24 protein-coding genes are annotated in these 24037 nt (G+C 58.9%); 10 read left to right on the forward strand and 14 right to left on the reverse strand.

Features of this window, described 5'->3' with window-relative positions; genetic code table 11:
- The first annotated feature begins 244 nt into the window (after positions 1–244).
- Positions 245–367 (forward strand): small membrane protein, encoded by a 123-nt coding sequence (locus NKJ21_RS05255; protein ID WP_004175940.1) that lies wholly within the window; start codon positions 245–247, stop codon positions 365–367.
- Positions 368–698: 331 nt separating this feature from the next.
- Here NKJ21_RS05255 and patD read toward each other — a convergent pair whose 3' ends face one another.
- From patD to NKJ21_RS05285, 6 genes are all read right to left on the reverse strand, one after another.
- Positions 699–2126, reverse strand: a complete 1428-nt coding sequence (patD, locus tag NKJ21_RS05260; RefSeq protein ID WP_012541560.1) for an aminobutyraldehyde dehydrogenase — start codon at positions 2124–2126, stop codon at positions 699–701.
- A gap of 22 nt (positions 2127–2148) precedes the next feature.
- Positions 2149–2955, reverse strand: a complete 807-nt coding sequence (locus NKJ21_RS05265) for an ABC transporter permease (RefSeq protein WP_008804683.1) — start codon at positions 2953–2955, stop codon at positions 2149–2151.
- On the reverse strand, positions 2945–3874 hold the full coding sequence (locus NKJ21_RS05270) for an ABC transporter permease (RefSeq protein ID WP_012968070.1): 930 nt from the start codon (positions 3872–3874) through the stop codon (positions 2945–2947). Before NKJ21_RS05270 ends, NKJ21_RS05265 begins: the two co-directional genes overlap by 11 nt.
- Position 3875: 1 nt before the next feature.
- Entirely contained in the window at positions 3876–4889 is a 1014-nt protein-coding gene (locus NKJ21_RS05275) for an ABC transporter ATP-binding protein (RefSeq protein WP_023322724.1), read from the reverse strand.
- A 16-nt stretch (positions 4890–4905) separates the two neighbouring features.
- On the reverse strand, positions 4906–6051 hold the full coding sequence (gene ydcS / locus NKJ21_RS05280) for a putative ABC transporter substrate-binding protein YdcS (RefSeq protein WP_023322725.1): 1146 nt from the start codon (positions 6049–6051) through the stop codon (positions 4906–4908).
- Between the two features lie 305 nt (positions 6052–6356).
- A complete protein-coding gene (locus tag NKJ21_RS05285) occupies positions 6357–7769 on the reverse strand; it encodes a PLP-dependent aminotransferase family protein (RefSeq protein ID WP_022065566.1) in 1413 nt (470 codons plus the stop codon).
- A gap of 681 nt (positions 7770–8450) precedes the next feature.
- On the opposite strand from NKJ21_RS05285, the gene NKJ21_RS05290 reads away from it, so the two are divergent.
- The 5 genes from NKJ21_RS05290 to NKJ21_RS05310 all read left to right on the forward strand — a co-directional run bounded on the left by NKJ21_RS05290 (position 8451) and on the right by NKJ21_RS05310 (position 11790).
- The gene (locus NKJ21_RS05290) at positions 8451–9848 is read left to right on the forward strand and encodes a cytochrome ubiquinol oxidase subunit I (protein ID WP_008804678.1); all 1398 of its coding nucleotides are present in this window, start codon (positions 8451–8453) and stop codon (positions 9846–9848) included.
- Positions 9848–10858 carry a cytochrome d ubiquinol oxidase subunit II gene (gene cydB, locus NKJ21_RS05295; RefSeq protein WP_088717268.1) on the forward strand — a complete coding sequence of 337 codons (1011 nt, stop codon included), beginning with the start codon at positions 9848–9850 and terminating at the stop codon, positions 10856–10858. Before NKJ21_RS05290 ends, cydB begins: the two co-directional genes overlap by 1 nt.
- Positions 10858–10983 carry a DUF2474 domain-containing protein gene (locus NKJ21_RS05300; RefSeq protein ID WP_002907461.1) on the forward strand — a complete coding sequence of 42 codons (126 nt, stop codon included), beginning with the start codon at positions 10858–10860 and terminating at the stop codon, positions 10981–10983. The genes cydB and NKJ21_RS05300 overlap by 1 nt, the downstream gene beginning before the upstream one ends.
- Positions 10984–11079: 96 nt before the next feature.
- Entirely contained in the window at positions 11080–11406 is a 327-nt protein-coding gene (locus tag NKJ21_RS05305) for a hypothetical protein (RefSeq protein ID WP_049138806.1), read from the forward strand.
- 150 nt (positions 11407–11556) lie between these two features.
- Entirely contained in the window at positions 11557–11790 is a 234-nt protein-coding gene (locus NKJ21_RS05310) for a DUF2554 family protein (RefSeq protein WP_012541554.1), read from the forward strand.
- A 12-nt stretch (positions 11791–11802) separates the two neighbouring features.
- Here the strand turns inward: NKJ21_RS05310 and NKJ21_RS05315 are convergent, their stop codons facing one another.
- The gene (locus NKJ21_RS05315) at positions 11803–13764 is read right to left on the reverse strand and encodes a U32 family peptidase (protein ID WP_109910156.1); all 1962 of its coding nucleotides are present in this window, start codon (positions 13762–13764) and stop codon (positions 11803–11805) included.
- Between the two features lie 33 nt (positions 13765–13797).
- Between NKJ21_RS05315 and NKJ21_RS05320 the strand changes: the two genes are divergently transcribed.
- A complete protein-coding gene (locus NKJ21_RS05320) occupies positions 13798–13965 on the forward strand; it encodes a hypothetical protein (protein ID WP_012541552.1) in 168 nt (55 codons plus the stop codon).
- Positions 13966–13975: 10 nt separating this feature from the next.
- Here NKJ21_RS05320 and NKJ21_RS05325 read toward each other — a convergent pair whose 3' ends face one another.
- Positions 13976–14545 carry a helix-turn-helix domain-containing protein gene (locus NKJ21_RS05325; protein WP_008804673.1) on the reverse strand — a complete coding sequence of 190 codons (570 nt, stop codon included), beginning with the start codon at positions 14543–14545 and terminating at the stop codon, positions 13976–13978.
- Positions 14546–14718: 173 nt separating this feature from the next.
- On the opposite strand from NKJ21_RS05325, the gene NKJ21_RS05330 reads away from it, so the two are divergent.
- Positions 14719–15885 carry a benzoate/H(+) symporter BenE family transporter gene (locus NKJ21_RS05330; RefSeq protein WP_060619612.1) on the forward strand — a complete coding sequence of 389 codons (1167 nt, stop codon included), beginning with the start codon at positions 14719–14721 and terminating at the stop codon, positions 15883–15885.
- Here NKJ21_RS05330 and NKJ21_RS05335 read toward each other — a convergent pair.
- Positions 15862–16731, reverse strand: a complete 870-nt coding sequence (locus NKJ21_RS05335; RefSeq protein ID WP_008804671.1) for a helix-turn-helix domain-containing protein — start codon at positions 16729–16731, stop codon at positions 15862–15864. The two genes, NKJ21_RS05330 and NKJ21_RS05335, sit on opposite strands and share 24 nt — an antisense overlap.
- 181 nt (positions 16732–16912) lie before the next feature.
- On the opposite strand from NKJ21_RS05335, the gene NKJ21_RS05340 reads away from it, so the two are divergent.
- Positions 16913–17809 (forward strand): DMT family transporter, encoded by an 897-nt coding sequence (locus NKJ21_RS05340; protein ID WP_016161183.1) that lies wholly within the window; start codon positions 16913–16915, stop codon positions 17807–17809.
- Positions 17810–17855: 46 nt separating this feature from the next.
- On the opposite strand, the gene NKJ21_RS05345 is transcribed toward NKJ21_RS05340, so the two are convergent.
- The 3 genes from NKJ21_RS05345 to tehA all read right to left on the reverse strand — a co-directional run bounded on the left by NKJ21_RS05345 (position 17856) and on the right by tehA (position 20382).
- Complete coding sequence (locus NKJ21_RS05345; protein ID WP_008804669.1) at positions 17856–18524, reverse strand: DUF3313 domain-containing protein; 669 nt, start codon at positions 18522–18524, stop codon at positions 17856–17858.
- 260 nt (positions 18525–18784) lie between these two features.
- Positions 18785–19381: a tellurite resistance methyltransferase TehB gene (gene tehB, locus NKJ21_RS05350; RefSeq protein WP_110223846.1), complete on the reverse strand. Its 597-nt coding sequence runs from the start codon at positions 19379–19381 to the stop codon at positions 18785–18787.
- The gene (tehA, locus tag NKJ21_RS05355) at positions 19378–20382 is read right to left on the reverse strand and encodes a dicarboxylate transporter/tellurite-resistance protein TehA (protein ID WP_032730515.1); all 1005 of its coding nucleotides are present in this window, start codon (positions 20380–20382) and stop codon (positions 19378–19380) included. The genes tehB and tehA overlap by 4 nt, the downstream gene beginning before the upstream one ends.
- Positions 20383–20493: 111 nt before the next feature.
- Between tehA and ydcK the strand changes: the two genes are divergently transcribed.
- Positions 20494–21474 carry a YdcK family protein gene (gene ydcK / locus NKJ21_RS05360; protein WP_039103664.1) on the forward strand — a complete coding sequence of 327 codons (981 nt, stop codon included), beginning with the start codon at positions 20494–20496 and terminating at the stop codon, positions 21472–21474.
- Here ydcK and rimL read toward each other — a convergent pair.
- A complete protein-coding gene (gene rimL / locus NKJ21_RS05365; RefSeq protein WP_239270413.1) occupies positions 21460–22038 on the reverse strand; it encodes a 50S ribosomal protein L7/L12-serine acetyltransferase in 579 nt (192 codons plus the stop codon). The genes ydcK and rimL overlap by 15 nt on opposite strands.
- Positions 22039–22091: 53 nt before the next feature.
- Positions 22092–23747 carry a glucan biosynthesis protein D gene (locus NKJ21_RS05370; RefSeq protein WP_064170902.1) on the reverse strand — a complete coding sequence of 552 codons (1656 nt, stop codon included), beginning with the start codon at positions 23745–23747 and terminating at the stop codon, positions 22092–22094.
- Positions 23748–24037 lie beyond the last annotated feature (290 nt).

A 24037-nucleotide genomic window follows, 5' to 3' on the forward strand; every position in this document is an offset into this window, starting at 1 on the left:
GGAAAAGATTGTCGCCGCATTCACCAAAAATGCGATATTCCGCGCAGGGCCTCCATCTTAATACGATAAAAGGCCGCTACAAGCCGTTGTTACATAACCCCTTCATTGTGGATCTCGCGGTTAATCGCCAAAAATAGCGCTAAATGACAACAAATATCATTTGCCTTCCATTCAGATAATACTTACATTCATAACTATTAGTAATGTTTTGGCGCCAGGGCGCTTTTTATATTTCGAGGTGGATATGTCCGGAATCATCACGCTGGTCATCGCGCTGATCCTGCTGGTCGCGGCGGTGTATAATCTTATTTCCTATATTCGTGACCGTCGTAGCGCCAGTTTACCGAGCAAAAAAACCAAGCGCTGAATGGCGGCCAGCGATGCGTTTCCTGATGGTCATTCGGTCTTCATCCCGCGATGCGGCGGGCATAAAAAAGCCCCTGCCAACAGGCAGAGGCCAGTATACGGTCGCGAACCGCGACGCTGTCGCCTCACCCGCCGGGCGCGACGCGCCCAGGGTGACTGGCGGACCCCATCCGGCGCTTATCTCCGGCACTCACATTGGCTTAGCTCTTGAAGGGGCATCAGAATAATCTCATATCCCCCTCGCAGAGTTTTGACAATTTTTGCCATTGTGACTATTAGCGAACTAACACAACCGTCGCGCAATCATCGCCAGCCACTAAAGGGTCAATGCTTTAGCCATGCTTAACCATGACATGGCGGACCACCGTGTAATCCTCAAGGCCATACATCGACATGTCCTTTCCGTAGCCCGACAGTTTCTGGCCGCCGTGCGGCATTTCGCTCACCAGCATAAAGTGGGTGTTGACCCAGGTGCAGCCATACTGCAGCCTGGCACTAAGCCGGTGGGCACGGCCTACATCTTTCGTCCATACTGAGGACGCCAGACCATACTGGGAATCATTCGCCCAGCTCAGGGCCTGCGCTTCATCGCTGAAAGGCGTCACACTGACCACCGGGCCAAACACTTCGCGCTGCACAATGGCGTCTTCCTGCCGGGCGCCGGCAAGCAGCGTCGGCTGGAAGTAATAGCCCGCGCCGTCAGCCCGGCGACCGCCGGTGACCACCTTAATATGCGGCAGTGCCTTTGCGGCTTCCACTGCGGCGCTAACCCTTTCAAGATGCGCCAGCGAGCTCAGCGGTCCCAGCTCGGTAGAGGCATCCTCTGGCGCGCCCATTTTCAGGCTGGCCACCGCCGCCCCAAGTTTCTCCACCAGTTGGTCGTAAATCCCCTGCTGAGCGTAGATCCGGCAGGCAGCCGTGCAGTCCTGGCCGGCGTTATAGAAACCGAAGGTTCGTACCCCATCGACTACCGCATCGATATCCGCGTCGTCAAACACAATCACCGGCGCCTTGCCGCCCAGCTCCATGTGGGTGCGTTTGATCGACGAGGCGGTATGGCTGATGATATGGGCCCCGGTGGCAATCGACCCGGTCAGCGACACCATTCGCACTTTGGCATGCGAGGTCAGCGGGTCGCCTACCGTTTTGCCGCGGCCAAACAGCACGTTGATCACCCCTTCGGGGAAGATATCTTTTGCCAGCTCCGCCAGCTTCAGCGCCGTCAGGGGGGTGATCTCCGAGGGTTTTATCACCACGCAATTGCCTGCCGCCAGCGCCGGGGCCAGCTTCCAGGCCGCCATCATCAGGGGATAATTCCAGGGGGCGATAGAGGCCACCACGCCCACCGGGTCGCGGCGGATCATTGAGGTATGCCCTTCGAGATACTCTCCGGCGGCCATTCCCGGCAGGCAGCGGGCGGCGCCGGCGAAGAAGCGGAAGACGTCCGCAATGGCCGGCATCTCATCGTTAATCACGCAGTGCAACGGCTTGCCACAGTTCAGCGACTCCAGCTGCGCCAGGGTCTCCGCCTGCGCCGCGATGGCGTCCGCCAGCTTCAGCAAGCATTCCGAGCGCGTTTTCGGCGTTGTCTGGCTCCAGGCATCGAACGCCCGATCCGCCGCCTCAACGGCGGCATCGACCTGGGCCGCTGTCGCTTCGGCAATCTCCAGGATCACATCGCCGGTCGCAGGGTTGTATACCGGCACCTTTTCGCCTTCACCTGCCACTAACTTACCGTTTATCAAAAGGTTGTGTTGCATAGCATTATCCTGTTTCATGGTTTTATTTCCCGTTTCCGGCGTCGTTATCGCCGTCGCGGGTGAGCCACCAGGCCCCTAAGATTGGTATCGTCGTTACCAGCATCACCAACAGCGCGACAACGTTGGTGACGGGCACATCGCGCGGCCGCCCCAGCTGATTCAGTAACCACAGCGGCAATGTTCGCTCATGCCCCGCGGTAAAAGTGGTGACGATAATTTCATCAAACGACAGGGCGAAGGCCAGCATTCCCCCCGCCAGCAGCGCCGATCCCAGATTGGGCAACACCACGTAGCGAAAGGTCTGCCAGCCGGTCGCGCCCAGGTCCATCGAGGCTTCCACCAGGCTCCACGAGGTCCGACGAAAGCGGGCAATGACGTTGTTAAAGACCACCACCACACAAAAGGTCGCGTGCCCCACCACAATGGTCAGTAGCCCCGGCTCGAGACCGACGGCTTTAAACGCCGTCAGCAGCGCCAGGCCGGTAATGATCCCCGGCAGGGCGATCGGTAACAGCAGCAGTAGCGATACCGCATTCTTACCAAAAAAAGTGCTGCGCCACAGGGCACCTGCAGCCAGCGTGCCAAGTACTAAGGCAATGGCCGTCGACAGGGCGGCAATTTTAAGTGACAACGTCACGGATTCGAGAATATCGCTACGCCCTGCTGCCTCGCTAAACCAGCGTAGCGTCAGCCCCTGCGGCGGAAAGCTGAAGGCCGCATCCTCCGTATTAAAAGCATAGATGGCAATGATCAGCAGCGGGAAGTGGAGGAACACCACGCCGCCCCAGGTCGCCAGTTGCAGATACCAGGGTGCGCGTTCAGAGTGCATCGAAGGCTCCCAGACGTTTCACGAACGCCAGATAAAGGGCAATCAGCACGATCGGCACGAGGGTGAACGCCGCCGCCATCGGCATATTGCCTATCGCCCCCTGCTGCGAGTAGACCATGTTGCCGATAAAGTACCCCGGCGGCCCGACCAGCTGCGGCACGATAAAGTCGCCCAGCGTCAGCGAGAAGGTGAAAATCGATCCGGCGGCAATACCAGGGATAGCCAGCGGCAGAACCACATAGCGGAAGGTCTGTCGTGGCCCGGCGCCAAGATCGGCCGACGCCTGCAGCAAGGAGCCCGGAATGCGCTCCAGCGCCGCCTGCACCGGCAGGATCATAAACGGCAGCCAGATGTAGACGAACACCAGAAAGCGTCCCAGCCCGGAGGTGGACAAGGTGTTGCCGCCGATCGCCGGGACGGTCAGAAGCGCATTCAGCGCCCCTTCCAGTCCAAGATGGCCCAGAAACCACTGCGCCACACCATCTTTGGCCAGCAGCAGTACCCACGCGTAGGCTTTGACGATATAGCTGGCCCACATCGGCAGCATCACCGCGATATAAAAGAAAGCCTTCATTTTGCCGCTGGTATAGCGAGCCATGTACCAGGCCATCGGCAGCGCCAGCATGGCGCTGGCGAGCGTCACACTCAGGGCCATTACCAGGGTACGGACAATAATGTCGTAATTGGCGGGATTGAACAGCGCCCGCAGGTTGGCCAGCGTAAAGTCGCTGGTCACCGACATGGTGAAGTCGTCAAAGGTATAAATACTCTGCCACAGCAGGGTCAGGAGCGATCCCAGATAGACGATACCAAACCACATCAGCGGCCCGATCAGCAGTAAAAACAGGCCCAATGCTGGCCGACGCCAGAAGATCCCGGATACGCGCCCGGCCTGCGCAGGAATCATCGCCATGGTCATCTCAGCCTCCGCTTTCCAGCGGGGTCATCGCCGACCGCGACCATGACGCCAGTACCGTTTGCCCCATTCGCGGGGCGCTGGCTGCCGCCGTGCCATCGATATTCGCCTGGCTGACCAGCAGCTTGTCCCCCTCCGCCAGCCTGAGCTCAATCCGCGTCGCCGCCCCCTGATACTGTACCGCCTGCACTACGCCCTGAACCTGAACCTCGCCGCCGCCCTGCAGGCGAACATGCTCCGGACGCAGCGACCAGCTGCCCGGCATGCCGCACAATCGCCGGGCCGCCTCGGCTTCAAAAACGTTGGCGGTGCCGACAAAGCCAGCGACAAACGCGGTCTTCGGATGCAGATAGAGATCCTGCGGCGCATCCACCTGTTCGATGCGCCCATTGTTAAACACCGCCACGCGGTCTGACATCGACAACGCTTCGCTCTGGTCGTGGGTCACGAAGATAAAAGTTATCCCCAGCGACTGCTGCAGCTTTTTCAGCTCCACCTGCATCTGCTCGCGCAGCTTCAAATCCAGCGCACCCAGCGGCTCATCGAGCAGCAGCACCCGCGGCTGGTTCACCAGCGCCCGGGCAATAGCGACCCGCTGCCGCTGGCCGCCGGAGAGCTGAGAAGGCTTACGATGATGAGCAAAGCCAAGGGCCACCTTTTCCAGCGCTTCCTGGGCGCGGGCATGGCGCGCTTTCTTCGCCATGCCTTTGACCATCAGACCGTAGGCGACGTTGTCGAGGATCGACATATGGGGAAACAGCGCATAGTCCTGGAACACCGTATTCACATCCCGCTGCCAGGGCGGCAGTTCGCTGGCCGGCTGACCGAAAATACGAATGGTGCCGCCGGAGAGCTGCTCGAAACCGGCAATCAGCCGCAGGCAGGTGGTCTTGCCCGAGCCGGATGGCCCCAGCATTGAGAAAAATTCCCCATCGCGAATGCCTATGCTAACCCCATCTACGGCCCGCACATCGCCGTACAGGCGCGATACATTCTGAAACTCGACCGCGTACGTCATTGTCTGCCTCCCGTCCTTAGCGGCCGCCCATTATCGCAATATAGTCCTGAGTCCATCTGCTGTAGGGTACGTATTTCCCGCCTTCGGCAACCGGCGTTTTCCAGAAATGGATCCGGGTAAACTGGTCATAGCCGTTGGTTTCACAGCCTTTGTCACCGAGCAGCGCGCTGGCTTTACACCCCTCTGGCACCACCGGGAGCGAGCCGAACCACGCCGCCACATCGCCCTGCACCTTCGGCGTGAGCGACCAGTTCATCCATTTGTAGGCGCAGACCGGATGCTTCGCTTCGCTGTGCAACATGGTGGTATCCGCCCAGCCGGTCACCCCCTCCTTCGGAAACACGGTGGCGATGGGCTGGCCTTCAGCCTTCAGGCCGTTGGCCTGATAGGGCCACGAGCTGGAGGCGGCCACCCCTTCGTTTTTGAAGTCGTTCATCTGTACGGTGGCGTCATGCCAGTAGCGATGGATCAGCGGCTGCTGGTCGCGCAGTACTTTCAGCACCGCGTTATACTGGGTTTCGGTCAGTTGATAGGGATCTTCGATCCCCAGCTGCGGCTGGGTGGCTTTGACAAACAGCGCGGCGTCAGCGATATAGATCGGGCCATCATAGGCCTGCACGCGTCCCTGATTGGTTTTGCCGTCCGGCAGGTTCTGTTTAACGAAGACCACGCCCCAGCTGTCCGGCGGCGTCGGGAATACGCGGGTGTTGTACATCAGCAGGTTCGGCCCCCACTGATACGGCGTGCCGTAGGCTTTACCGCCGACGTTAAACCATGCCCCTTGCGCAATGCGTGGGTCGAGGGTGCGCCAGCCGGCAATCAGCGCGGTGTTAATCGGCTGAACGCGTTTGCCCATGATCAGACGCAGCGAGGCATCGCCCGACGCGGTCACCAGATCGTAGCCCCCCTTGGCCATCAGGCTGACCATCTCGTCAGAGGTAGCGGCGGTTTTGACATTAACCTGACACCCGGTCTCTTTTTCAAACTGGGTGACCCAGTCGTACTGCTTGTCAGTCTGGCCGCGTTCGATATACCCCGGCCAGGCAATAATATCGAGCCGCCCTTCCGGTTTATCCAGCGAGGTGAGTGGCTCCGCCGCCTGCACGGTCAAACAGGCCATACTCAGCACATAAAGGCTGCAACGGGCAAATTTTTTGCTCATCAGGTGTTACTCCTGTCACAAGGTAATTAGCGGCAGCCGTGCCGTAAAAATATCTCCTGAAATAAGGGTAGTCAGCGGATTAACGCCCCCTGGGGAATTTATTCAGGTTGTGACCCGGGACGCATTACGCAAAAATCGCCAACACAAGCAGGACTTTATGGATTATAGACAACGAGTTAGAGAAAAAGGAGGGGTATGCGTATTTCCTATGATGAGCGCCGGTAAAATAATGACCGGCCTCAATAAAAACTCACCCGCGTTTATTTTTGTCGAGAGTTTATGGCGACGGAAAATAGCCTGAGTCGTCAGGTAAGCTGCTCACGAATAAGTTCACCCAACCGCCTCACCCCCTGCTCTTCGCGTTCCCCCCAGCCCCAGGCGGTATTAAAACGGAAAAACGAGGTCCAGCTGGCGGAGGTGGAGAACATTTTTCCTGGGGCAATGCTGATGTGAGAGGCCAGCGCCCGGGCGCTTAGCTCACTGGCGTCGGCCCCTTCCGGCAGTTCAATCCACAGAAAGTAGCCGCTGTCGCTGTGGTGGACGATAACCTCCGGCGGCAGATGGCGCAGCAGCGCCTGCCAGGCCAGCTGTTTACGCTCCGCCAGCTGGCGGCGCAAACGGCGCAGGTGGGCGTCATAGCGCTTGGTGGACAGATAATCCACCAGGGCTAGCTGCATCGGCGAGCTGGTGGAGAGCGTACTCATCAGCTGCAGTTGCTGGATCCGCCGCGCCTGTTTGCCGGCCGCCACCCAGCCGATACGAAACCCGGGCACCAGACATTTTGAAAACGAGCTGCAGTGCAGCGTCATATCCTGATGGTCCCAGTATTTCGCCGGGAGCGGTTTCTCGCGACCAAAGTAAAGCTCGCTGTAGACATCATCTTCTATCAGCATCACGTTATAGCGCGCCAGCAGCGCCACCAGCGCCGCTTTTTTTTCGGGGCTAAGGGTGAAGCCGAGCGGGTTTTGTCCGTTAGTCATTAGCCAGCAGGCCTTGACCGGGTAATTTTGCAGGGCCGCTTCCAGCGCCGTCAGGTCAATGCCCTCTTTGACGTCGGTCGCCACCGACAGCGCCTTCAGGCGCAGCCTCTCCAGCGCCTGCAGGGCGCCGTAGAAACAGGGGTTTTCCACCACCACCCAGTCGCCCGGCTCGGTCACCGCCTGCAGACTGAGGTTAAGCGCCTCCAGCGCCCCGGCGGTAATCACTATCTCATCCGGCGAGATGTTCATCCCCTGCAAGGCATAGCGTCGGGCAATGGCATGCCGCAGCTCGGCATTGCCCGGCGGCAGGTTCTCAATGACGCTCATGGCGGTGGCGGTTTTGCTCACCTGCGCCAGCGAGCGGTTAAGTTGCTGCAGCGGGAAGAGACGCGGGTCCGGAAAGGCCGAGGCAAAGGGCAGCATCGACGCCTGGCGGCTGGCCTGTAGCACCTCAAAGATATAGGTATTGATATCGACAGCTTCATCGCGGGTCACCTGGGCAGGCGGCGCCGGCTGTCTAAGCTTCACCGGCTGAGGGGCGACATAATAACCCGACTGCGGACGGGCGACGATGCGCCCCTGGCTTTCCAGCAGCTGATAGGCATGGCTGACGGTCATAAAGCTCATGCCGCTGCTGATCACCTGCTCGCGCAGCGACGGCAGCCGATCGCCAGGCAACCAGACGCCAAGCGCGATCTGTTCGGTCAGCTGTTGCGCCAGCTGTTGATACTTTTTCATTGCGGCCGTCCCCGTACGATAACCTCCCATTATCATATATCAGTTATAAAAAAATCATAGTTTGCTGTAACTGTTATATCTGCAGCGGCAGTCGCGTCCCGTCACAGCACGGGATAGGTTTAAAATATCACCACCCAGAATAGTGAGATTAACGCAAACCAGAAGATAATCATCACGCCGAGCGTAATGCACAAACTCTGTAATCCTTTTTCAGACATGGGCATTCCTTTTTATTTATTCCCGAGCGCATACAGTACAAATTACCCACGGAGTCGACAATTTATTATTATTTAATTTACGATTAACCCGCTCAGCGTTTTTACTTATTCTCATACTAATGCGTGAGAATAAATGACGCTAAAACTCGTTGTGCATTTTCGCAAGAATTAATACAGCACCGTGTGATATTCGGGATATATTATTCCGGCCAGAAACAGTGCCGTGCCGGCGGCCGAGTCCGCCGATCAACCGCTCCCGGGATAACGGCCAAATCTCCGCTGGTCTGTTGGTTAAGCGACCCACCCCATCGGTATTTATTCGTGCCGGCCGATGATTGGGACGCGAGGTGAAAAATCATAACAGCGGCCAACTGTTATGATAAAAAATGGCGCGACTGCCTCTGCCCCCCAGCCACCACCCTGCCTAAAATTGCGCTGAATCAATTTTGTAGTGGAGTCCTGCATGTTCGGTCTTGATGCATTCCATCTTGCGCGAATTCAATTCGCCTTTACGGTCTCATTTCATATTATCTTTCCCGCCATTACTATTGGGCTGGCCAGCTACCTGGCGGTACTCGAAGGTCTGTGGCTAAAAAGCAAAAATCCCACCTGGCGTTCGCTGTACCACTTCTGGTCGAAAATCTTCGCCGTCAACTTCGGCATGGGGGTGGTTTCCGGGCTGGTGATGGCCTATCAGTTCGGCACCAACTGGAGCGGTTTCTCTCAGTTCGCGGGGAGCATTACCGGCCCCCTGCTGACCTATGAAGTCCTGACAGCGTTCTTTCTGGAAGCGGGCTTTCTCGGGGTGATGCTCTTCGGCTGGAACCGCGTAGGGCCGGGGCTGCATTTTTTCGCCACCTGCATGGTGGCGCTGGGCACCATCATCTCGACCTTCTGGATCCTCGCCTCCAACAGCTGGATGCAGACCCCGCAGGGGTTTGAGATCGTTGACGGCCAGGTGGTGCCCGTCGACTGGCTGGCAGTGATCTTTAACCCGTCGTTCCCCTACCGCTTACTGCATATGACAGTGGCGGCGTTTCTCAGTAGCGCGCTGTTTGTCGGCGCCTCGGCGGCCTGGCATCTGCTGCGCGGCAATCAGTCGCCGGCGATCCGTAAGATGTTCTCGATGGCGCTCTGGATGACGCTGCTGGTCGCCCCCGTCCAGGCGCTGATCGGCGATATGCATGGTCTGAATACCCTGAAACACCAGCCGGCGAAAATAGCCGCCATTGAGGGCCACTGGGAAAACCCGCCGGGCGAGGCAACGCCGTTGCTGCTGTTTGGCTGGCCTGATATGGCGCAGGAGCGCACCCGCTACGGGCTTGAGATCCCGGCCCTGGGCAGCCTGATCCTCACCCACAGCCTTGATAAACAGGTGCCGGCGTTGAAGGAGTTCGCTCCTGAGGATCGCCCGAACGCTACCGTGGTGTTCTGGTCGTTTCGCCTGATGGCCGGTCTTGGCATGCTAATGCTCCTGCTCGGCGTACTGGCCCTGTGGCTGCGTCGCGGCGGCCGACTGTACCATTCCCGGCCATTTCTGCGCTTTGCGCTATGGATGGGCCCTTCAGGACTGATTGCTATTCTCGCTGGCTGGGTAACCACCGAAGTGGGCCGTCAGCCATGGGTGGTGTATGGCGTTCAGCGCACTGCAGACGCCGTTTCCGCCCACGGCGATCTGCATATGTCGGTCAGTTTATTGACCTTTATCGTGGTCTACAGCGCCGTCTTCGGCGTCGGCTACAGCTATATGCTGCGCCTGATTCGCAAGGGGCCGCAGGAGGTGCAGCCCGCGACAACCGGTACGCCAGCCCGCCCGCTGTCCGCCGCCACTGAAGGTTATCTGCAGAAGGAGTCCCGCTAATGGGTATCGAATTATCGGTGATCTGGTTCGTGATTATCGTCTTTGCCACGCTGATGTACATTGTCATGGATGGCTTTGATCTGGGCATCGGGATGTTGTTCGGCACAGTACGGGGCAGCACCGAGCGCGACGTAATGGTCAACAGCGTCGCCCCGGTGTGGGATGGCAATGAGACCTGGCTGGTACTGGGCGGCGCTGGTCTGTTTGGCGCTTTTCCCCTCGCCTACGCGGTGATAATCGACGCCCTGTCGATCCCCCTGACCCTGATGCTGATCGGCCTGATTTTTCGCGGCGTCGCCTTTGAGTTTCGCTTCCAGGCCACCCCGTCGCACCGACCCTTCTGGGACCGTGCCTTTTTTGGCGGTTCCTTGCTGGCGACCTTCAGCCAGGGCGTGGTGGTCGGGGCGGTGATCAACGGTTTCACCGTCAGCGGTCGCGCCTTCAGCGGCGGCATGTTTGACTGGCTGACCCCGTTCAGCCTGTTTTGCGGACTCGGGCTGTGCGTGGCCTATGCGCTGCTCGGCGCCACCTGGCTGGTGATGAAAAGCGAAGGCGCGCTGCAGCAGCGCATGCGAAGCGCATCGCGGCAGCTGCTGGTTGCCCTGCTGGCGGTGTTTGCCGTCATCAGCCTGTGGACTCCGCTGGCGCACCCGGCAATTGCCGCCCGCTGGTTCAGCCTGCCGAATCTCTATTTCCTGTTACCGGTGCCGCTGCTGGTGATCCTCATCAGCGGCTGGCTGTGGGGCACGCTGCATCAGCGCGACCGCCATGTTTCGCCCTTCACGCTGACGCTGGGCCTGGTCTTTCTCGGCTTTAGCGGACTGGGGATCAGCATCTGGCCGCATATTATCCCGCCGGCCATCACGCTGTGGCAGGCTGCCGCTCCCCCGCAAAGCCAGGGCTTTATGCTGGTGGGCGCACTGCTGATTATTCCGGTCATTCTTGGCTACACCTGCTGGAGCTATTACGTGTTCCGCGGCAAAGTTCAGCCCGGGGAGGGATATCACTGATGCATACTGCCTGGCCTAAACGTCTGCTGTGGCTGATCGCGCTCTGGGGAGGCAGCGTACTGACGCTGGCCGCCATCAGCCTGCTGTTTCGCCTGCTGATGACGGCAGCAGGCCTTAAAGTTTGAACCAGGATGCAGAGCAATCCGAATCTGGACTTCTCCATCTTGTCTTCACTTTTGCCTGCTGAAATACGCGGACACATCAGAAGAAAGGATATTGCTATGAAGAAGTTAGCTTTACTGTCCGCCGTGATGACGCTGGGAATATCGTCATGGGCGTTCGCTGCCGACAACCCGCCACCGCCGCCAGAAAAAGGCGCGCAGCATCAGGGTAAACCGCTGGCGAAAAACGGCCAACACGATGGTAAGCAAGCGCAACACAACGGCAAGCAGCCACAACGAGATGGCAAACAGCCGCAGCATGATGGCAAACAGCCGCAGCATGATGGCAAACAGCCGCAGCATGGTGGCAAGCAGCCGCAGCGTGACGGCAAGCAGCCGCCAAAAGGCGGCGAGCACAGCGGGAAACCGCTGCCGCCAAAAGCATAACCCCTCAGGCCTGGCCTTCTGCGCCAGGCTTTTTTTCACCTTCTTTCAGCTGACATTGACAAACTCTTGCCCTTCTTTGAGAAGCCGAGAAAAAAACCTGCACAACGCCTGGCATAGTAAGCCCACCCCATTGATTCGCAGAGTAAAGGTATGTTGAGGAGAAGCATGAGCGCGCTGCTGTTGCTGTGCGCGCTGTTTTCAGGACATCTGCTGGCCCACCGCCAGGGGCACGATTACTTTCCTGTGCAGAGCCTCGAACAGCAGCTGCTGCACGAGGCGGACAGCGACGAGCTTCGCAGCCAGTGCGAGGAGGCCGCCGCCGATCTGAACGAGCATCACCGCTGGCAGGATGCCCGCAAACCGCGGGCGCCGCATTGCCCGTAGCGTCGCGCTGGATCAGGCTCCTTTCCGTTTCGGCAGGGTCTTCATCAGCTCATCCGGGCTGACGGAGGCGACGATGCTCCCGGGAAGCGGCATTTTGAGGATGTGGTTTTTAATCTTCCCGACGACATGCATTTCGCACGGGCGACAGTCAAACTTCAGGGTCAGCACTTCATCGCCGTGGATCAGCTGCATCGGCGTGGCTTTCCAGCTCTTGATGGAGCCTTTCGCCTGTTTCGGACAAAGATTAAACGCAAACCGCAGGCAGTGTTTGGTGATCATCACCGGCACATCGCCCTTCTCTTCGTGCGCTTCATAGGCGGCGTCAATCAGCTGCACGCCATAGCGCTGGTAAAAGGCCCGCGCCTTATGGTTATAGACGTTGGCGAGGAAGGAGAGATGGGTCTCCGGATAGACCGGCGGCGGTACGGAGACCGGCTTGCGGGTGCCGCGTTGCCAGGCGTTGAGGCGCGCTTCGTCCAGCATTTCAGCCGTTTCACGACGCAGCTGGTTGAGCAGGCTGTTGGGGATAAACAGCGGCGGCAGGTTGACCTGCACGTCGCGTGGGTAGTAAATGGTCTGCCCCAGTTTTGTGACACCGTCACGCAAATTGGCCAGCGCTTTTTCTGCCTGATTGGCTTCGGCGAACGCTCCGTCGAGAGTATGGGTCACGCTGACGCCATCTTCACAGGTCATGGTCAGAACCAGCTGTTCCTGCCAGCCGCTCAGCGTAACGTCCACGGCGATGCGGCGTTCGCTGGAGGTCTTCAGCAGCGCCTGCTGCCAGTTGTGATCGAGGTTACGGTTGAGCGCCTGGTGCGGACGCGCTTTGTGCAGATCCGCCGGCATCTCGTTCGGCCACACCCGATAGCGATTTTCGCCGGTTTTCTCCACCGTATTGGCACGGAAGCCCACCACTTCACGCTTGATCATCACGTTAAGGCCATCGCCGTTGGTTAACGGTTCGCTCACTTCGACATCAAGATGGTCTTTCCCCACCTTCAAGACTTCGCCCACCGGCAGCCCGATAAATTTCGGCGAATCAAACGCGCCGATATCGCCTTTGCGGGCATTGACGAAGTAGTCGGTACTGCCGCGGTGGAAGGTTTTATCGGTAGACGGAATAAAAAAGTGCTCGGTGCGCCCTGCCGAGGCGCGCGCCAGGTCGCCGCGGTCTTCGATAATGGCATCCAGCATTTGACGGTAGTGCGCAGTGATGTTTTTCACATAACTCATGTCTTTGTAACGGCCTTCAATTTTGAAGGAACGTACCCCGGCGTCGATCAGCGCCGCCAGGTTGGCGGTCTGATCGTTGTCCTTCATCGACAGGAGATGTTTTTCATAGGCCACCACCCGTCCCTGATCGTCTTTCAGGGTATACGGCAGGCGGCAAGCCTGCGAGCAGTCGCCCCGGTTGGCGCTACGTCCGGTCTGGGCGTGCGAAATGTTGCACTGCCCGGAATAGGCCACGCACAGCGCGCCATGAATAAAGAATTCAATGGTGGCGTCGGTATGCTCGTAAATGGCTTTGATCTGACTGAGATTCAGTTCACGCGCCAGCACAATCTGGCTGAAGCCGGCGTCGGAGAGAAATTTTGCTTTTTCCACGCTGCGGATATCACACTGGGTGCTGGCGTGCAGCTCAATCGGCGGCAGATCCAGCTCCATGATCCCCATATCCTGCACAATCAGCGCGTCAACGCCCGCCTCATAAAGATCGGTAATCAGCCGCTGCGCCGGCTCCAGCTCATCATCATGCAGAATGGTGTTCAGCGTGACAAAGATTTTGGCGCCATAGCGATGGGCAAAAGGCACCAGACCGGCGATGTCGCTCAGGCTGTTGCTGGCATTGTGACGAGCGCCAAAGTCAGGCCCACCGATATAAACGGCGTCGGCGCCGTGGAGGATCGCTTCGCGAGCGATACCGGCGTCGCGGGCAGGACTAAGAAGTTCAAGACGATGATTGTGCAGGCGCATACGCGTGTTGTTATCCAGTATAAGGGGGTCGAAATGGCGGCTATTGTAGTCAGAACCGGGCACAGACGAAAACCTTTTCCACCGTCGCGCGACGACGAATTTTCATTTTTCAGCAAAGTATTGACGGAAAAGATAGTTCCTTCACATCCTCGCGCAGCGTACTGTCATCTCGTATTCCGGATTTTCCTCGTCACGTTGTGAGTGGTTATCATCAGTCATCTTGTCTGGCCGCGGGTTCGCCCGCGGTTTTTTCTTTTGGATAATGGATAAGAGAATGGAAATGGGCCGCCTGAACGCCGCGGTTACGATACGCATGCGCCTCATCGCCGGCGAAGCGCCGTCCCTCCCCTGGCTGCAGTAAATGCCACTCCCCCTGTAAACAGAGATCCAGGGCACCGCTAATCACCACCACATGTTCAATCACCCCTTTCTCATGCGGCGTCGATTCGCTCAACGCACCGGGGGCAAGGGTTATCGAAAAATGGTCAAAGCGCAGCTCCGGGTCCCACGGGAAGACCGGGGTCACCACCATCGCCTGCTGCTGCGGATCAAAAGCGGAAGGCGCTGCGCTGGCGTCCGGAACGATAAACGCCGAAAACGGCACGTTCAGTCCGGTGGCAATCTTCCACAGCGTCGCCACCGTCGGGCTCGATTCATTACGCTCAATCTGCCCCAGCATGGCTTTCGACACCCCCGTCTCTTCTGCCAGACGCGAGAGACTCCAGCCACGCTGCTGGCGCAGGGTTTTGAGCGTTGCCGCCAGATGTTGCGCAATATTCATCCTACCTCCTGACTTGTACAGGCAAGAGTATATCCCCATTTGCCTGATTCTACAGGGCGTTTCTCGGCATATCACCGTGAGAACAGGTGTCTTACGCTCTCCACATCCGCACCTTGTACGCTATAACGCACAGTGATAGAGTATTTGTATGTTATAACGCACAAGAGAATCCTATGCGCTCGTTTACCCTTCCTCTTCCCACTCTGTTGGCGGGTTTCGTCGCTGTACTGGTGGGCTACGCCAGTTCAGCCGCCATTATCTGGCAGGCTGCTGCGTCTGCTGGCGCTACCCCCGGGCAGATCGCCGGCTGGATGACGGCCCTTGGCCTCGCCATGGGTATCAGCACCCTTGCGCTGAGCGGCTGGCGTAAAGTTCCTGTGCTCACCGCCTGGTCAACGCCGGGCGCCGCGCTGCTGGTCAGCGGTCTACAGGGAGTCACCCTCGCCGAGGCCGTGGGGGTGTTTATCTTCGCCAACGCGCTGATCGTCCTTTGCGGCGTGACGGGCCTGTTTGCCCGGCTGATGAAGATCATTCCCCATTCACTGGCCGCCGCGATGCTGGCCGGGATCCTGCTGCGTTTCGGTTTGCAGGCCTTCGCCGGCTTGCAGGACCATCTGCTGCTGTGCGGCGGCATGCTCGCCGCCTGGCTTCTCTGTAAAGCGCTGTGGCCCCGCTTCGCGGTAGTCGCCGCGCTGGTGGTGGGGGCGCTGATCGCGGCTGCCGCCGGGGACGTCGCCAGGACGGCCGTACCGCTGGCCTTCGCGGCACCGGAGTGGATCGCGCCGCAGTTTACCCCGGCGCTGCTGCTCAGTGTCGGCCTGCCGTTTTTCCTCGTCACCATGGCCTCGCAGAACGCCCCCGGGTTCGCCACGCTGCAGGCATCCGGCTACACCGTACCGGTATCGGCGCTGCTCGTCGCCTGTGGAGGTCTGGCGTTGGTGCTGGCGCCGTTTGGGGTCTACTCCATCTGCATCGCGGCGATCACCGCTGCGATTTGCCAGAGTCCGGAGGCGCACCCGGATCCGCAACAGCGCTGGCTGGCGGCCATGGCCGCAGGCGGTTTTTATCTGCTGGCAGGTCTGTTCGGCGGATCGATCACCGCCCTGATGTCGGCTTTACCCGCGGCGTGGATCCAGATGCTGGCCGGCCTGGCGCTGCTTGGCACCATCGGCGGCAGCCTGTTTCAGGCGGTACATCAGGCCAGTGAGCGCGATGCGGCGGTGCTGACCTTCCTGGTCACCGCCAGCGGCGTGACGCTGGCGGGAATTGGTTCGGCCTTCTGGGGCGTGGTGCTTGGTGGGGTAAGCTATGGCGTGTTATCCGCGCTGCGCCGCCCTTAGCTGGGACGGCGTCAGGCCGGTGGCCGCTTTCACCCGATGGCTGAAATGGCTGGCGGAGCTGAAGCCGCAGGCCAGCGCAATCTCCGTTAACGGCAGCGCGCTGTGGCAGAGCAGATTTTGCGCCCTGGCCATTCGCTGCTGCATCACATATTGATGCGGGGCCATATTCAACGACTGGCGGAACATGCGGGCAAAATGGAACTCACTGAGTCCCGCCTGCTGCGCCAGGTCGGCCAGGGTCAGCGGCTGATCGAGGTGGGCATCGATCCAGGCCAGCACGTGACGCTTCACGCCCGGCGCCAGCCCTCCGGTGACCGTCGGCAAACGCCACTGCACGGTGGAATAGTGCTGGATCAGATGGGTGAGCAGTAAGCTGCTGGCGGCGCTGAGGGTCAACTGGTTCGCCGGCTGTCGCCAGTCATTGGCCAGTAAAAACTGGCGGTACACCGCGGTGATTTTGTCATCGCTGGCGAAGGTTTTTTCCTGCAGGGTGAAGTTTGCCGGGCTACGATCCCACACCTCTTCGCCGACGCGGCGCAGGTGCTCATCGGTACAGTAGAGATGCACAAAAGACAGATCGCCGCGGATATCCCAGACGCTCTCATCGCCTTTCGGCATCAGACAAAAGCGATCCGGGCCGCCGCCATTTTTCCAGCCGTGCGGCGTCTTTTGATAGCTTTCATAGCCATCGGCGACGTACAGGCTCAACGTATGGTGATCGCTGCGCACCGTCACGGTATCGCAATTGTTGTACCAGGCGGCCAGTTGAATTCCGGAATTCAGCTCCACCGTGCCCCGCAGCACCGCGTTCTGTCGCCGTAATGTTTCAAACGTCCCGTAACCCATTGCCTTCACGCATCTGCCCGTAAAAGCTCTAGTCTAGGGAGACTCCGGCGCGGTTTCCAGTCCTCACCGCAGGCGAATGACAAATAAGCGCAAGAATTTGCAAGCCGACAACAAGCGGGTGAAAGCTGCCGGTTGCGACAGGCGGCATACTCCTCCCTTCAACAAGCAGAGGAGAGTCAGGGTGAACGCATTACTTTATGCACTCGTTGTCGTGATCTGGGGTACAACGTGGATTGCGATTTTTTTACAACAAGGGCCGGTGGCGGCGCCGGTATCCATTTTTTGGCGCTTTGCCGTGGCCAGCATCACGATGCTGACGATTCTGCTTGTCACGCGACGGCTACGGCCGCTGGGCGCGAAAGATCACTTTTGCTGCCTGCTGCAGGGCTGCTGCGTCTTCTGCTTTAATTTCTGGTGTTTTTATACCGCCGCGGCCTGGATCAACACCGGTCTGGAATCGGTGATCTTTTCCATGGCCGTACTGTTTAACGCCATTAACAGCTTTCTTTTTTTTCGCCAGCAGCCGCCGGGCCGCTTCTGGGCCGCCGCCGCGCTGGGCCTCGCCGGTATCGTCACCCTGTTCTGGGATGACCTGCTGGCCAATGGGCTAAACGCCTCGCTGCTGTGGGGGATCGGTCTGAGCGCCCTGGGCACCTACGGCTTTTCACTGGGCAATATGTTCAGCATTCGCCACCAGCGGCGAGGGCTGGAAACCCTCACCACCAACAGTTGGGCGATGCTCTACGGGACGCTGGTGATGGGCGCGATCGCCCTGCTACGTGGCGATAATTTTATGCCGGAGTGGACCGTCAGCTACCTCGGCGCCCTGCTTTACCTGGCGCTGTTCGGCTCGGTCATTGCCTTTGGGGCCTATTTCACTCTTGTGGGGCGCATTGGCGCCAGCAAAGCCGCCTACAGTACGCTGCTGTTTCCGCTGGTCGCATTATCCATTTCCACCGTCTATGAAGGGTATGTCTGGCACAGCAACGCCGTGATCGGGCTGGCGCTGATCCTGCTGGGTAACCTGGTGATGTTTGCCAAACCGGAACAGCTGCTGCTGCGCCGAAGGCTGGCCTGAGGAGACAGAAGAGAAACAGCGCCGTCGTCAGACGGCGCTGGCACGATTAACGCTGAGAGGGATCGAATTTGACGGCGTCGACCGCCATATCATCGATCACCTGCTTCAGGGTATCGACGGTCAGCGGCGTATTCTCATTCGCCAGGGTTTTGCCTTCCCCTTTACGAACGACCTTGATGACCGGCTTATTGGTGCTGGCGTCAATGACCTCCGCCTCAAAGTACAGATCGGTGTCCATGGTACGATGGCCGGTGGCGGCCTGGGTGCCGGCGACAATCATAGCGACCGGGATCACTTCATAGAACTGCAGCCCCTCTTTGCTGGAATCCACCCCGGTGATCGCCCCGCGGAAGATGAGGCTGCGCTTGCCGGCGGTAGTGGCCAGCGGTTTACGCTCGGAAATAGCCTGTTTCAGCTCTTTGTTGGTGTAGTTAAGAATATCCTGCAGCGCCTTTTCCCCTACCTGGGTGGTCGGCTTCGGTACCGGATAGTAGGTCACCGGGTGATAAACGATATTGTCATAGTTGGCTGGATTGAAGTTCGGATCGATCCAGCGCAGCTCCGGCTTGCCGGAGGCAGAGGTCGTTTCTTTCAGGTTGGAATAATCTTTTAAGAAGCCCGAATACTGATTCGGTTGCGCCACTTTCGCCGCACAGCCGGTCAACGCCAATATTCCCGCCAGAGCGGCGACTTTCAGTAAAACGCGAGTACGCATAGAGAGATCCCTGTAAATGCAGTTTTTTTTCGGCAGACGTTATAGCAAATAGGACCCACTAGTTTTGTGACAAAAAAAGGGCTTCGTCAAGGAAGATTTATAAATATTGATAGGATGAACATTACGTTATTAAATAATCACTTAAAAAGCGTATTGCGCGGTTTTCCAGGCTCATTTTCGCCGCAACGGATCTCTGTCTTGCCCACGCTTTGGCGGGGAATGCGGCGCGGGCCATGCTCAGCTTCCCACGCCGCCGCGTATCAGGCAGGCTTGCGCGCCAACAGGGTGGCGAAGCGCAATTTGATGCGATTGCCGTTGGCGTCGGTGCGATGCAGCTCGCCGACGTCCTCATTGTATTTCAGCAGCTCCCAGCCCTGGTAATAATCACGAAGCTCATCGGGTTTAAAGGCAAACGGGAAGCCGACGGTGCAGGGATAATCTTCGGTATCCATTGCCGCCACAATCAGGTTATAGCCGCCGGCGGCGGTGCAGCGCTGCATATTGGCGATCAGGCCCGGGATGGTGTCAGGCTCCAGGAACATCATCACCACGGTGGAGAGGATCAGGTCATATTCCCCATCAAAGGTCAGGCTATTGAGGTCTGTTACCGCGGTGCGGAGATTTTCCAGCGCCTCGGCAGCGCGAATACTTTCCAGATTATTGATGCTCACCGGATTTTTATCCCACGCCGTCACCGTGAATCCGTTCGCCGCCAGATAAAGGCTGTTACGCCCGTTGCCACAGCCCAAATCCAGCGCCCGCCCCGGCGGCACCACTGTCGCAGCATGCAGCACCTCGGAATGGGTGCGTGTCAGGCCATATTTATCACTAAAATAATCCGCGTCACGCGTTGTCATGATCCTTCCTTCTTATTCAGGAGTGTTTCCCGGTCGACCTGTACCAGCAGTTTCCCGCTCACCAACAGCAAAATTGTGCGCAGTAACAGCAGGCCGACAACCAGATTGCTAAAAATAAACAGCGGCATTGCCAGATGGTGAAAAAAGCCGTCCGCCCTGGCCTGGCCGAGATGCAGGCCGGTGGTGGCCAGTGCGGAAATACCGAACGAGAAGCTCCAGAAGGAAGCATTGAACGGCTGGCGAAGATACCAGGGCATCAGGCGCAGCATGAACAGTAGCTGCAGCAGGCCGTAACCAAACAGCAGCTTCGCGAAGGTATCCGCTTCCCCACCGTTGACGCTGAGCCAGGCGCTGCAGGCCACCAGCGCAGGCGCCAGTTGGATCCCCAGCGAGGTGCGCAACGGCGTCGGCAGCTCGCCCGCGCTGCGCAGACGCTGGAGGATCGCCGGCTCGAGGCTCAGCCAGGAGAAGACCCCGGCGCCGAGGAACACCAGCCCGGCGTCGGTAAATCCCAGCGCGCCGCAGGCCATCGCGCTAATGAAATTATTGGCCACCGTGGGCAGATAGAGCCCCGGCGTGGTGGCCTCGTGAGGATGCGTCCCCCGCCACAAGCCGCCACTTTGCCAGGCGGCATAGGCAAGCTGCAGCGCCACCCCCGGCACAAACAATCCCAGCGCCAGCGGTCGCCACCAGGGCACCAGCCCGATCGCCACCAGCAGCGTAGTGGCCGGAAACAGGCTGACAAAGCTGCTGCTGACCGGATGACGCATCTCCCGTAGCACGCTCGCCGGAAAGCGAATTGCCCGGCTGATAAACGCCATGCTGAGCAGCGCCCACATCGCAATCGCCAGCATCACCAGACCATCGCCGATACTGCGGCTAACCGGCCAGAGCGTGCTGGCGTAGCGCCAGGCGAAGCCCATTCCGATGGTGCCGAGCACCATACCAAAATAGCCTGCCGGCAGGTTCAGCGTCTGCCGCGGCGTTTGCTTACTCTTCATTTTGTTGATGATATCAATTTAATTTGAAGTTGCATTTTAAAGGAACCTTATCCCGCGCGCTACGGCGATCTTTGCTATGTTTATGTTAACCATAAGTAATGAGGATCGGGAATGCGTAAATACCGTCTCAGCGAACAGACCCGGCAGTATTGTTACCAGGAAGAGGCTGGCAAACAGAGCGTGACCCTGCGCCAGATAGTGGCGCTTATCGATTTCGCTGACGTCAAAGCAGGCAGCGAAGGCGGTTGGGTGGACGCGGAAAGCGCTCTCAGCCAACAGGGAGAGTGCTGGATCTACGATGCCAACAGCGTGGTTTTCGCCGGGGCAAGTATCCGCGACGACGCTCGCTTAACCGGGCCCTGCGTGGTCAGCCACGAGGCCGCCATCGGCGGACGGGCATGCATTCATGCCTCGCACATTAGCCATCACGCGCAGATAAGTGACAACGTCACGGTTAATCATAGTCTGGTGCGCGGTTACTGTCGCCTCGCCGACGAGGCGCGTCTCCTGCCGCACTGCCAGGTGATTGCCGCCCGCGGTCTGACCGCCGATCGTGACAAAGTCCTGCAGATTTATCAGCGAGCCACCGTTAGCGCCTCGCGTATTCTTCATCAGGCGCAAATCTACGGCGATGCCTTTGTCGAGCACGCTTTTGTCGAACATCGGGCAGAAGTGTTCGACCAGGCAAGACTGGAGGGGAACGAAGAAAACGACGTCTGGGTGTGCGATAACGCCCGGGTTTATGGTCATGCGCGACTGATCGCCGGTCGCGGAGAGGATGCCATTCCCACCGTGCGCTACAGTTCGCAGGTGGCGGAGAATGCGGTAATTGAAGGCAACTGCCTGTTAAAGCACCGGGCGATGGTCGGGGGCGAGGCGCAGCTGCGCGGTGGTCCGATTCTGCTCGACGACGATGTGCTGATCCAGGGGCGGACAGTCATCATCGGCGATGTGATCGTTGAGCACCAGGTCTCCATCAATGACGAGGTGCAGATTGCCGCACAGGAGGGAGAGGCCATTCATCTGCGCGGCCCGAAAACGCTTGACGGCCAGCAGCACATCACCCGCACGCCGCTGTTAGGCGCCCTCTAGCGCCTCGTCGCGGTCAATAATGCGCGCGTAAATATTCTGATCGTCATAGCTGCCGTTCAGATACTCAGCCTGCCTGAGGCAACCTTCAAGAACGAACCCATTGCGCAACGCCACCTGGTTACTGCGGGTATTGGCCACCCGGCATTTGATCACAAGCCGGCGCACCAGCCCGCTGCGGGCATAATGGTGGATAAAGGCCTGCAGGGAGCGGGAAAGCAGCCCCTGCCCCTGGTGATCTTCATCGATCCAGTAGCCGATATAGGCCGTTTTGTTCTGCGGCTCGATCTGGTTGAACGACAGGACGCCCACGAGTCGATGGTCGAGAAACAGCAAAAACATTTTGGCGTAATCCCGCTGATGCAGAATCACGTTACCCTGCACATGGCGGCGGGTCTCCTCTTCGCTGTTTACTTCGGCGGGCCAGTTGAGCGATTGCTGCAGCCAGTGGCGGTTTTTCACCACCAGCTGGTGCAGATCGCTGACGTAGCGCTCATCAATCGCGATAAGCGTCAGTGCGTCGGTCACCGGGATCGTCTCAGGTACTGCGGGAATGTCTGTAGTCATGGGGCTCTCTACTGGCCCGCAGGCGTTGCCTGCGGGCCGCGGCTGTCACGGGATTATTTCATGATCCGGTCGTCAACGTAGTTACGTTTATCCGGCGCCGGCGGGAAGTACTGATAGAGCCAGGTTTCGCTGATGGCTTCGCCCTGACAGCGCAGGAACAGGCGCATCTCCACCGGGTCGGTCGAGTCGGAGGTCGGATACCAGTCGAAGAGGATCCGGTAGCCATCGAACGGCTCGACGTAGAGGATCTCAATCTGCTTCGCTTCCCCGCTGGAGAGGGTGATCACCGGTTCAATACCGCGCGGCGCGGCGGCCTTCAGATCGCCGCCGACAAAATCGATGGCAAAACGACGCGCCCACTTATCCGGATAGTGCTCGCCCGGCGCCCAGCCTTCCGGGAAGCCCCCCATCCCGGTGCGGGTGGCGAGCACACGCGCCAGCGGGGTGCTCACCGGCGGCTGCGCGCTCCAGTAGAGACGGTAGCGGAAGTCCAGTTCGTCGCCCGCCTTCACCGCTTTTTCCGGCTGCCAGAAGCAGACGATATTATCCAGCGTTTCGCCGGTGGTCGGGATCTCCATCAGGCTGACCGCCCCTTTCCCCCACTGGTTACGCGGCTCAACCCACAGGCTGGGGCGCTTGTTATACCAGCCCATCACGTCCTGGTAATGGGAGAAATCGCGGTCCAGCTGCAGCAGACCGAAGCCGCGCGGGTTCTTGTCCTGGAAGGCGTTGAACTGCAGCTTCTGCGGGTTATTCAGCGGCCGGCAGACCCATTCGCCGTTCCCCAGCCACATCGACAGCCGATCGGAGTCGTGGATCTGCGGGTGGATGGTATCGCACATCCGGCGCTCGTTGTTGCCGCAGCTGAACATACTGGTCATCGGCGCGATACCCAGCTGTTTGATGTCCTTGCGGGCATAAAGGTGATTTTCCACGTCCATGATGACCTGGGTATCCTGGCAATGGATGGTGAACTTGTAGGCCCCGGTGATGCTCGGGCTATCCAGCAGCGCATAAACGGTAAAGACCGTGGCGTCCCCTTTAACCGTTTCGAACCAGAAGGAGGTGAAATCAGGGAACTCTTCCGGGGTATCGGTAAAGGTGTCTATCGCCAGCCCACGAGCCGACAAGCCGTACTGGTAGGTGCTGTCTACCGCGCGGAAATAACTGGCGCCAAGGAACGCCACGATATCGCGGCGCGCCAGCTCCGGCGCTTTAAACACCCGGAATCCGGCGAAGCCGAGGTCGGACTGCCCTTCCAGCTGGCGGGTGTCGACCCCGGCGTCATTGTACTTAAACAGCTCAGGGCGGAAATGGATCTCGCGCGCCTGCTGAGTGGCGGCGTCAAGAGAGAACATCCGCACGCGGCGACGGAACCCCATCCCGACATGGAAAAACTGGATGTCCAGTTTGCGTTCTTCGATGTTGTTCCATAGCGAGTGGTTGGCGTCATACTGGATGCTGTTATAAGCCTGCGGAGTCAGATTGGCCAGCGTCGGCGGCAGATCGCGCGGGGCGCCGCCCCATGGCTGGCGCGCCAGATCGTGGGCCATCGCCTGCAGCACGGTGTAATCGAAACGACGCGTTTGCCCGTCGGCAATACCCGCGTCTTCGGCAAAAGCGGCCTGACTGAATAAGGAAGCGACTCCTGACGTCCCGCATACGGCGGCAACAGCCATGGAAGATTTAAGAAAACGTCTGCGGTTCATGCCTGAGAAAGCGTCCTTCTGCACGGGTGAATTGATTCGCAACGCGTCATCACGCTGCGTGATAAATTCCGCCCACTCTAGACAAAAACGATTAATAATCCAATTGTTGCCCGCAGAAAAAAGGTAAAAAAGCCCTGTCTACCGGAACAACCCGTTTTTTTACTTTTCCTTCGACGTGCGGCCGGGGAAAGAACAGACTGCCGGCCGCATTTTCGCCTGACCATTGAGCGGATAGCTCTTCCTCGCTGCGGTATATTCATCACACCTATGCCCCGCCCCCTGCGTTTTTT

Source organism: Klebsiella sp. SWET4 (assembly GCF_024296565.1).
Lineage (GTDB): Bacteria > Pseudomonadota > Gammaproteobacteria > Enterobacterales > Enterobacteriaceae > Klebsiella > Klebsiella variicola.